This is a genomic window from Mycobacterium sp. UM_Kg1, from assembly GCF_000972925.1.
Taxonomy (GTDB): domain Bacteria; phylum Actinomycetota; class Actinomycetes; order Mycobacteriales; family Mycobacteriaceae; genus Mycobacterium; species Mycobacterium hiberniae.
In genome coordinates this window covers 1-9002 of record NZ_JRMK01000139.1, presented here as the reverse complement: position 1 = coordinate 9002, position 9002 = coordinate 1, and the positions used below count along the sequence as shown (strand labels likewise).

General features: G+C 67.2%; 8 protein-coding genes. 5 read left to right on the top strand and 3 right to left on the bottom strand.

The features are described 5' to 3' along the window. The 3 genes from LI92_RS17360 to ltp2 all read left to right on the top strand — a co-directional run. On the top strand, positions 1-768 hold a 768-nt coding region (locus LI92_RS17360; protein WP_046321053.1), incomplete at its 5' end, for a Zn-ribbon domain-containing OB-fold protein. After that, a complete protein-coding gene (locus tag LI92_RS17355; RefSeq protein ID WP_046321049.1) occupies positions 765-1166 on the top strand; it encodes a MaoC family dehydratase in 402 nt (133 codons plus the stop codon). The genes LI92_RS17360 and LI92_RS17355, both read left to right, overlap by 4 nt. After that, entirely contained in the window at positions 1166-2323 is a 1158-nt protein-coding gene (gene ltp2 / locus LI92_RS17350) for a 17-hydroxy-3-oxo-4-pregnene-20-carboxyl-CoA lyase (protein ID WP_046321052.1), read from the top strand. Before LI92_RS17355 ends, ltp2 begins: the two co-directional genes overlap by 1 nt. Here ltp2 and LI92_RS17345 read toward each other — a convergent pair. The 3 genes from LI92_RS17345 to kstD form a co-directional block, all read right to left on the bottom strand. Further along, entirely contained in the window at positions 2320-3876 is a 1557-nt protein-coding gene (locus LI92_RS17345) for a PPE family protein (protein WP_046321051.1), read from the bottom strand. The two genes, ltp2 and LI92_RS17345, sit on opposite strands and share 4 nt — an antisense overlap. A 73-nt stretch (positions 3877-3949) precedes the next feature. Then, on the bottom strand, positions 3950-4810 hold the full coding sequence (chsH3, locus tag LI92_RS17340) for an enoyl-CoA hydratase ChsH3 (protein WP_046321048.1): 861 nt from the start codon (positions 4808-4810) through the stop codon (positions 3950-3952). Between the two features lies 1 nt (position 4811). After that, positions 4812-6506 (bottom strand): 3-oxosteroid 1-dehydrogenase, encoded by a 1695-nt coding sequence (kstD, locus tag LI92_RS17335; protein WP_046321050.1) that lies wholly within the window; start codon positions 6504-6506, stop codon positions 4812-4814. 261 nt (positions 6507-6767) lie between these two features. Between kstD and LI92_RS17330 the strand changes: the two genes are divergently transcribed. Both LI92_RS17330 and LI92_RS17325 read left to right on the top strand, forming a co-directional pair. Next, on the top strand, positions 6768-8027 hold the full coding sequence (locus LI92_RS17330) for a cytochrome P450 (protein WP_046321046.1): 1260 nt from the start codon (positions 6768-6770) through the stop codon (positions 8025-8027). 143 nt (positions 8028-8170) lie between these two features. Then, on the top strand, positions 8171-8956 hold the full coding sequence (locus LI92_RS17325; protein ID WP_046321044.1) for a 2-keto-4-pentenoate hydratase: 786 nt from the start codon (positions 8171-8173) through the stop codon (positions 8954-8956). The last annotated feature ends 46 nt before the right edge of the window (positions 8957-9002 follow it).

The window sequence follows — 9002 nt, the reverse complement described above, 5'->3', positions numbered from 1 at the left end:
TGGACGATGATGGGCCTGGGGGGACAGCGGCCCGCCGACGACCCGCTGGGCAAGGTCATGGAACTGTTCGACGGGGCGGGTTATGTCGGTGTGGTGGCGACCAACTGTGAGCAGACCTATCACCGCTATCTGCGGCCCGGCGAGGAGGTCAGTGTCACCGCCGAGGTGACCGACATCGTGGGGCCCAAGAAGACCGGCCTGGGCGAGGGCTACTTCATCACCCAGAAGATCCGGTGGTGGGTAGGCGAAGAGAACGTCGCCGACATGATCTGGCGCATCCTGAAGTTCCTGCCCGCCGACAGGGAGAACCCGGGCTCGTCAGCGGAGGTACCGGAGGATCTCGATCCCGACAAGATGATGCGCCCGTCATGGTCGAAGGACTCCCAGTACTTCTGGGACGGGGTGGTCGCGCATGAGCTGCGTATTCAGCAGCGACCGGACGGCAGTCTGCAGCATCCGCCGGTGCCCGCGGTCTGGAAGGACAAGACCGAGACCACCGACTACGTCGTTTCCAGCGGCAGGGGAACGGTGTTCAGCTATGTCGTGCACCACGCTCCGAAAGTTCCCGGCCGCAGCCTGCCCTTCGTGATCGCACTGGTGGAGCTGGAGGAGGGCGTGCGGATGCTCGGCGAGCTCCGCGGCGCCGACCCCGCGACGGTGCGGATCGGAATGCCGGTCCGCGCAACCTATCTCGATTTTCCGGCCAGCGATGCCGGTCCGGCGTGGAGCCTCTACGCCTGGGAGCCGGTGGAAGGAGACCAGGCGTGAGCGCTCCGACTGCCGAAGTGGGCACCAAGCTGCCCGAGCTGAAGATCTACGGTGACCCGACGTTCATCGTCTCCACGGCTATCGCCACCCGCGACTACCAGGACGTGCACCACGACCGTGACAAGGCGCAGGCCAAGGGATCCAAGGACATCTTCGTCAACATCCTCACCGACACCGGACTGGTTCAGCGTTACATCACCGACTGGGCCGGGTCTAACGCGGTGATCCGCTCGATCGCGCTGCGGCTGGGCGTGCCGTGGTACGCCTACGACACCGTCACCTTCAGCGGTGAGGTGACCGCCGTGGACGACGGGGTGGTCACGGTCAAGGTCGTCGGGAACAACAGTCTCGGCGACCACGTCGTCGCCACCGCCACTCTCACCCTCGGGGAGGCATGATGTTGTCCGGCAAGGCGGCTATCGCCGGCATCGGCGCGACCGACTTCTCCAAGGCGTCCGGGCGCAGCGAACTGCGCCTGGCCGCCGAAGCGGTGCTCGACGCCCTCGACGATGCGGGCCTGAAGCCTTCCGACGTCGACGGGCTGGTCACCTTCACCATGGACTCCAACCTGGAGACCGCTGTTGCGCGTGCCACCGGAATCGGCGATCTGACCTTCTTCTCCCAGATCGGTTACGGCGGCGGTGCCGCCGCGGCCACCGTGCAGCAGGCTGCGCTGGCGGTGGCGACCGGCGTCGCCGAGGTCGTGGTGGCCTACCGGGCTTTCAACGAGCGTTCGGAGTTCCGGTTCGGCCAGGTGATGACCGGCCTGACGGTCAACGCCGACTCCCGCGGTGTGGAGTACAGCTGGTCCTATCCGCACGGGCTGAGCACCCCGGCGGCCTCGGTGGCGATGATCGCTCAGCGCTACATGCACGAATACGGCGCCACCAGCGCCGATTTCGGTGTGGTCTCGGTGGCCGATCGTAAACATGCCGCCACCAACCCCAAGGCGCACTTCTACGGTAAGCCGATCACCATCGAGGATCACCAGAACTCGCGATGGATCGCCGAACCGTTGCGCCTGCTGGACTGCTGCCAGGAGACCGACGGCGGGGTGGCGATCGTTGTGACCACCCCGGAGCGGGCCCGCGACCTCAAGCACCGACCCGTAGTCATCGAGGCGGCAGCCCAGGGCGCCGGGGCCGACCAGTTCACCATGTACTCCTACTATCGCGAGGAGCTCGGGCTACCCGAGATGGGCTTGGTCGGCAGGCAACTGTGGGCGCAGTCGGGTCTGACGCCGGCCGACATCCAGACCGCGGTGCTCTACGACCACTTCACCCCCTACACGCTGATCCAGCTGGAGGAGTTGGGCTTCTGCGGTAAAGGGGAGGCCAAGGACTTCATCGCCGGCGGGGCCATCGAACTCGGCGGCAGGTTGCCGATCAACACCCACGGGGGCCAGCTCGGCGAAGCCTATGTGCACGGCATGAACGGCATCGCCGAGGGCGTACGCCAGCTGCGCGGAACCTCGGTCAACCAGGTCGACAACGTCGAGCACGTGCTGGTCACCGCGGGGACTGGTGTTCCCACCTCTGGCCTGATCCTGGGTTAGTCTGCCTCGCCCCAGCTCTCGGGCAGCAGCGGCATGGTCGGGCTGTTGGCGAAGTTGCCGCCGGCCAGCGTCGTCAATCCGGCCGCGGAGGTGGTCGCCGCGGCGTAGGCGCCGGTGAAGCCGAGACTGCCGGCACTGCGCGCAGACGGCCGGGTGCAGGTCTCCGGGCCGGCGTCGGGCGTCGGCGTGGCGTCGGCGTAGACCCGGATGAACTCGTCTGCGTGCCCCCTGGCGCTGCGGCGTCGCCGGCCGCGGGCCCGGTCCCGTGCGGCAGCGGCCACCGCGGCTTCTTCGCCGGCCTGCTCCGGGTTCACCGCTTTGGTCACGCCGCGGGTGCGGGCTTTCGCACCGATCCAGCTGGCCGAGCCGGGAGGCCCGATCACGTACGGCGGGAAGAAACCCGGGCCGCCGGCGGGGGGCGGCGATGACGGCGGCATCGAGGCCGGCGGGGCACTGGTCGCGGGCATCGATGCCGCCGGGGGCGGTGCCGCAGGCGCGGACGCGGGGGATGGCGGCGTGGGAGCAGAAACGCCGGCACTGGGAGCCACCGGAGTGATCTGCTCTACGGGGGCAGCAGCCGGCAGGGGCGGCGGTTGGATGCCGGCGAGTCCGGCCAAGCCGGCGGCCCAGCCCAGGTTGCCCACTGCCAGCGTCAGAGCCGGCTGAAGCAGCGCCGGTGCGAACTGATTCAGGGTGGAGGCGATCTGGGCGGCGTGAAAGGTCAGATCCGCCATGATCCACGACAGGTCGCTCATGAACGCCCCGGGATTGGTGAGCAGGTCGTTCAGCAGGATCTCGCCGTAGTGGCCGAGTTCGCCGAAGAATTCCGTCCACCACTGCAAGTCGGCGGGGGTCAGCGAGCCGTCATGGGTTCCGCCGCCGCCGTGGTCGTGGTCGTGATCGCCGCCGCCGTGGTCGTGGTCGTGGTCATCGTGATCGCCATGATCGCCGTGGTCGTCATGGTCGTGGTCGTCGTGATCGTGCTCATCGTGGTCGTCATGGCCGTGCTCGTCGTGATTGACGACGGCCGGTGCCGGGGTGAGCTGCGGAGCGGACGCGAGTGCCGCGCCGGCGACCGCGTCATAGCCGGCCATTGTGGTGGCGGCCTGGACCCACATCCGAACGTAGTCGGCCTCGTTGAGCGCAATCGGAATGGTGTTGATACCGAAGAAGTTGGTGGCGACCAGTACCCCGTGGACGGCGTGGTTGGTGGCCAGCTCGGCCAGCGTCGGCATGGCCGCCAGCGCGCTGACGTATGCGGCGGCCGCCGTTTCGTGCTGGGCGGCGTGCGCGGCACTGTCGGCGCCGGCGGTCGCCAGCCAGGCCAGGTAGGGCAGATGCGCGGCGCGATAGCTTTCGGCACTCGGTCCCTGCCATGCCGCTGCCGCGGTGGCGCCGAGCACCTCCCGCAGCGCCTCGGCGACAGCGGTGTACTCCGCGCTCAGCGATGACCACGCGTCGGCAGCGGCCAGGAGGGGACCCGGCCCGGGGCCGGTGCTCAGTGCGGCCGAATGTACTTCTGGCGGAGAAGCCATCCATACCGGCGCGGTCATGCCGCTCACCATATCGAAGATGAAAGTCATTTTCAATTAGGTGCTGCGGCGTGAAACGCCGGCGCGGGGGAGGCTAAGCCGGGATCAGCTCCACGTCGGTGAGGATGGTGGCGTCGTCACGTGCGGGTGCCACGACACCGCCCACCAGCCGGTCGCCGTCCTTCCACAGCCGGGCCCGCAGGGTCTCGCCCGGGAAGACCACGCCGGCGAACCGGGCGCCGAAGGAGCGGACCGCTCCGGCGTCGCCGCCCAGCACGGTGTCGACCGCGGCCTTGCAGGTCATGCCGTAGGTGCACAGCCCGTGCAGGATCGGGCGGTCGAAACCGGCCGCGGCGGCGAATGCGGGGTCCGAATGCAGCGGGTTGCGGTCGCCGCAGAGTCGGTACAACAGCGCCTGTTGCGGCGACACCGGAATGTCGATCTCGAAGTCCGGTGCGCGGTCGGGCAGTTCGCTCGCCGTCGACGGTCCCCGCTCGCCGCCGAAGCCGCCTTCGCCACGGGCGAAGATAGACCTGTGCTGCGTCCACAGGGGCGTGCCGTCCGTACTGGTGACCGAGGTCTCGAGCACCACCACCGCGGCTTTGCCCTTGTCCCACACGTCGGAGATCCGGCTCACTGCCCGCGCACTGCCCGACGGCGGCAGAGGCGCCGGTACGGTGACCCGCTCTGAGGCGTGCAGAATCTTCGCCAGGTCGATCTCGACACCGGGCCAGCTCACCTTCGGCGGATTCACGTCATTAAAGGAAGCGGCGACGCATCCGAAGGTCGGCAGCACCTGCGGGCTGCCGTCGATGACGTAGCTCAGCTCCCGCGGGTCCATCGGGTCAGACCCGGCGCCCAGCGCCAGGTTGTAGAGCTGCACATTGGTTGCGGTCCAGGAGAATTCGACCTGACCGAATTCTGCTCCCAGTGCGACGTCGAGATCGATCGCCATATCAGGCCTTTCCGGGTTGCGCGCCAGCGATGTCGAGAGCGGCCAGGTAGCCGAAAGTCATGGCGGGGCCGATGGTGCCGCCGGGGCCCGGATACGTGTGGCCCATCACCGGAGCGCTCACGTTGCCGGCCGCGTAGAGCCCCGCGATGACGGTGCCGTCGTCGCGCAGTGCCCGGCCGTTCACGTCGGTACGGATCCCGCCCTTGGTGCCCAGGTCTCCCGGCACCAGCTTGGCGGCGTAGAACGGGCCCGAAGCGATCTGGCCCAGATTGGGGTTCGGCTTGTTGGTCGGGTCGCCGTAGTAGCGGTCGTAGGCGCTCTCCCCGCGATGGAAGTCCTCGTCCACGCCGTTGCGGGCGAACTCGTTGAAGCGCTCGACGGTCGCGGTCAATGCGGCGGCCGGCACACCGGTCTTGGTTGCCAGCTCCTCAAGGGTGTCGGCGGAGACGATCACGCCCGACTCCAGCCACTTCTTGGGAATCCGCTGTCCCGGCTGCAGGCCGGCGAAGATGTAGTTGTTGCGGTAGCGCTGGTCGAAGACCAGCCACGCCGGCACGTTCTCGCCGGGTCCGGGGCCCTGACCGTACTGGCCGCCGTACATGTGGTGGCAGGCCTCGACGTAGGGCATCGACTCATTCATAAACCGCTTGCCGGCCATGTTCACGATGATCGATCCGGGCGAGTTGCGCTCCGAGAGTGCGAACCACGGCGCCCCGGGCAGCGGCACCGTCGGCCCCCACCAGGAGTCCTCCATGATGTCCAGCGCGGCCCCCAGCTTCTCGCCGGCCAGAATGCCGTCGCCGGTGTTGGCCTTTGCCCCCACCGTCCACTCGGTGGTGATCGGAGCGCGCTGGTACTTGACCCGCATCTGTTCGTTGTGCTCGAAGCCCCCGCTGGCCAGGATCACCCCGCGCCGGGCCCGGATCAACCGCGGCTCCGCCGACTCGGGGTCGGATGCCCCGCGTACGTAAACGCCCCGGACCACGCCGTCCTCGACGTACAGGTCGGTCAGCGCGGTGTTGAGCTCGACGGGGACACCGGCCTCGCGCAGGCCGATGCGCAGCGGCGCGATCAGGGCGCGGCCCATGCCGACCAGGTTCTTGCCGGTGGCTTGGGCCCACATGGTGCGGGCGCCGACTTTCAGGCTGCGCAGCATACCGCGCGGGTGGCGCTTGAGCTGGTTGAGTCGAACGTAATCCTGCTGCATGACAACCACGTTCAGCGGGACCTTGCCGTAGGCCGGTTCCAGGCCGGCCATGTCGGCGCCCAGCTTCTTGGCGTTGAACGGCTTGGGCTCGATGGAACGTCCGGTCGGCTTGCCGCCGGGCTGCTCGGGGTAGTAGTCGGCGTAACCGGGAACCCAGCACATCTTCAGCGGTGAGTGCTTCAGCACGAACGACAGCATCTCCGGCCCGCGCTGCAGGTAGGTGTCGATCTTCTCGGCCGGCACCACGTCGCCGATGATCGTGTGCAGGTAGGTGCGCGCCGCCCGTGGGTCGTCTTTGACCCCCGCGCGCTGCAACACCTCGTTGTTGGGAATCCACACACCACCGCCGGAGCGGGCGGTCGAGCCGCCGAAGTGGGCAGCCTTCTCGATGACGATGGTGGACAGTCCGTGGTGGGCGGCAGTCAGCGCGGCGACCATACCGGCGCCGCCGCTTCCGACCACGACGACGTCGTACTCCTGTTCGGCCATGTAGAACACGTTATAAAACCGCCCCGCCCGGGCGCCAGTTGGCTGGCCGTACTGCCTGGGCGAGTCCCCGGCAACGACTCCCCAGCCTGCTGGTAATCCGGCTGTTCCGGGCCGGTTGAGCCCAGCCGGCCGCCGGGTAGAACGTGTTCCATTTCCGTCTTGTCAGCGGGGTCTTTATGCCCTTTTCCCTCTGGTAAAGCCCCGCTGAGCTGCGGCGAAAAAGTATCGTAGTCGGCACTTCACCAGTGAGGAGTCGCCATTGTGGCCAGCCCTACCGTCTCGTCAGCCACTTGCCTTCCCGCCGGATTCGACCTCACCGATCCGGAGATCTACGCCGAGCGACTGCCCGACGCAGAGTTCGCCGAACTGCGGCGCAACGAACCGATCAAGTGGATCGCGCAGCCGGATGACAAGAGCGGCGGATTCAAAGACGGTGGCTACTGGGCCATCACCCGGCACGAGGACATCAAGGAGATCTCGCGGCTCGACGAGGTGTTCTCCAGTGAGGTGAACGGGGCGATCCCCCGGTTTCACGACGAGACGACTCGCGAGCAGCTCGACGCGCAGCGCATCCTGATGCTCAATCAGGATGCGCCCAAACACACGCGGCAGCGCCGGATCATCTCCCGTGGTTTCACGCCGCGCCACATCCTGCCGCTGCACGACGATCTGCGGGCGCGGGCGCAACAGATCGCCAAGGATGCGCTGGCCCGGGGCAGCGGCGACTTCGTGGTGGAGGTGGCTTCGGAATTGCCGTTGCAGGCCATCGCGGGGCTGATGGGGGTGCCGCAGGAGGATCGCGGAAAGCTGTTCGACTGGACCAACCAGATGACCTCCTACGACGACCCGGAATTCGCGCACTATGACCCGGCGACCGCAGCGCTGGAGATCATCGGCTACGGGCTGGAACTGGCCGAGCTCAAGCGCCGCAACCCGGGCCACGACATCGTGACCACCCTGGTGGAAGCCGATCTCGACGGGGAGAAGCTCAACGACGACGAGCTGGGTTACTTCATCATTCTGCTGGCGGTGGCCGGCAGCGAGACCACTCGCAACTCGATCACGCAGGGAATGATGGCGTTCACCGAACATCCCGACCAATGGGAGCTGTTCATCAGGGAGCGTCCGGCCACCACGGCCGACGAGGTGGTGCGGTGGGCAACGCCGGTGACTGCTTTTCAGCGCACCGCGACCCGCGACCACAACCTCAACGGCACGCTGATCGAGCAGGGTCAGCGAGTGGTGATGTTCTACCGTTCGGCCAACTTCGACGAGGACGTGTTCACCGACCCGTACACCTTCGACATTCTGCGTGAACCCAACCCGCATGTCGGCTTCGGCGGCACCGGTGCGCACTACTGCATCGGCACGCACCTGGCGCGGATGACCATTGGGCTGATGTTCGACGCGATCGCCGACAACATGCCCGACCTGACCCCGCTGGACCGTCCCCAGCGGCTGCGATCAGGCTGGCTCAACGGCGTCAAGCACTGGCACGTCGACTACGCCGGCAAATCGTAGTTCTGCGCCTTCGCCGGGCCGGTGGGCTGCCTACCACCGGTTTTGGCTGCGCCTGGACCGCCAGAACGAAAAAGTAGAACACGTCCTAGAATTGCCGCTGAACGGCACGTTTCACCCGCTCACCACCACCCGAGGGGACCTTCATGCTCAGCGCCCAGATCCGTGAGGAGCTCGCTGCCGAGTTGGCGCAGGCCGAACGCAGCCGGGTACCGATGGCTCCGTTGACGGCGGCGCAGCCCGGCATCGACGTCGTCGACGCCTACGAGATCCAGCTGATCAACATCCGGCAGCGGATCGCCGAAGGCGCACGCGTCGTGGGCCACAAAGTCGGCCTGTCCAGTGCGGCGATGCAGCAGATGATGGGCGTCGACGAGCCGGACTACGGGCACCTGCTCAACGAGATGCAGGTTTTCGAGGACTCCCCGGTCAAGGCGTCGAACTACCTCTACCCCCGGGTCGAGGTCGAGGTCGCGTTCATCCTGGCCAAGGATCTGCCCGGCGCGGACTGCACCGAAGAGGACGTGCTGGCGGCCACCGAGGCCTTCGCCCCGGCGATCGAGTTGATCGACAGCCGGATTCGCGACTGGAAGATCAAACTCTGCGACACCATCGCCGACAACGCTTCGTCGGCCGGGTTCGTCCTGGGCAAGCAGCGGGTCAAGCCCGGGGACATCGATATCAAGAACATCGATGCGAGCCTGATCAAGAACGGTGAGGTAGTCGCCGAAGGCCGTAGCGATGCGGTGCTGGGCAACCCGGTCACCGCGGTGGCCTGGCTCGCTCGCAAGGTGGAGAGTTTCGGAGTGCGGTTGAAGGCCGGCGACATTGTGCTGCCGGGAACCGCGACCCGGGCCATCGACGTACACGCCGGCGACGACTGCGTCGCCGAGTTTTCCGGGCTGGGTTCGGTCCGGCTGGTTTTCGAATAGATTCGAATAGAGGAGCTTTCATGGCTGCCAAGGCCTCAGTGGCAAT

What these genes read in the sequence shown, in the direction of transcription:
- ltp2 (WP_046321052.1), top strand. Translation starts at nt 1,166, where the DNA reads ATGTTGTCCGGCAAGGCGGCTATCGCCGGCATCGGCGCGACCGACTTC.
- LI92_RS17345 (WP_046321051.1), bottom strand. Translation starts at nt 3,876, where the DNA reads ATGACCGCGCCGGTATGGATGGCTTCTCCGCCAGAAGTACATTCGGCC.
- LI92_RS17325 (WP_046321044.1), top strand. Translation starts at nt 8,171, where the DNA reads ATGCTCAGCGCCCAGATCCGTGAGGAGCTCGCTGCCGAGTTGGCGCAG.
- chsH3 (WP_046321048.1), bottom strand. Translation starts at nt 4,810, where the DNA reads ATGGCGATCGATCTCGACGTCGCACTGGGAGCAGAATTCGGTCAGGTC.
- kstD (WP_046321050.1), bottom strand. Translation starts at nt 6,506, where the DNA reads ATGGCCGAACAGGAGTACGACGTCGTCGTGGTCGGAAGCGGCGGCGCC.